The sequence below is a fragment of the Syntrophomonas sp. UBA5494 genome, assembly GCF_002426325.1.
Map to the genome: position 1 here is coordinate 16,322 of NZ_DIPG01000086.1, position 437 is coordinate 16,758.

At 45.5% G+C, this 437-nt stretch carries 1 protein-coding gene and 1 pseudogene; both read left to right on the forward strand.

What is annotated here, in order from left to right; all coding sequences use genetic code 11:
• A pseudogene (locus tag B3W37_RS09650) lies at positions 1 to 183 on the forward strand (CpaF family protein); the annotation flags it as partial.
• Between the two features lie 29 nt (positions 184 to 212).
• On the forward strand, positions 213 to 437 hold a 225-nt coding region (locus B3W37_RS09655), incomplete at its 3' end, for a hypothetical protein (RefSeq protein WP_483175575.1).

The window sequence follows — 437 nt, forward strand, 5'->3', positions numbered from 1 at the left end:
ACTGAAGTGGTGGGGATGGAGACCGACATTATCACTTTGCAGGATATCTTTATCTTTGATCAGACCGGAATCGATGAGCGCGGCAGGGTGCAGGGCCGACACCGGGCTACCGGCATCAAACCCAAATGTTTGGATAAATTGAAAACCGCTGGTATTATCATCCCGGACGAGTTTTTTGCATAAAGGCTACTGAAAGGGGAGGACAAGGTTAGGTGCAATATCTAATAATTGTATTTGTTTTTCTTGCAGTGGTCTTTGCCTTTAATGGGCTAAAAAGACAGTTCTCTCATCGTGATCTGTACAGAGAAAGGCTGCAATCGGTACTAGGTCAGGATGACTCTGAATCTGTTAGCAACCGGGCTTCGCTAAAGGATATGTTCAGTTCCATGATGAAGTCGGTTTCATCCCTTTTTGCCGCCCGATCATTTACAGCCAAT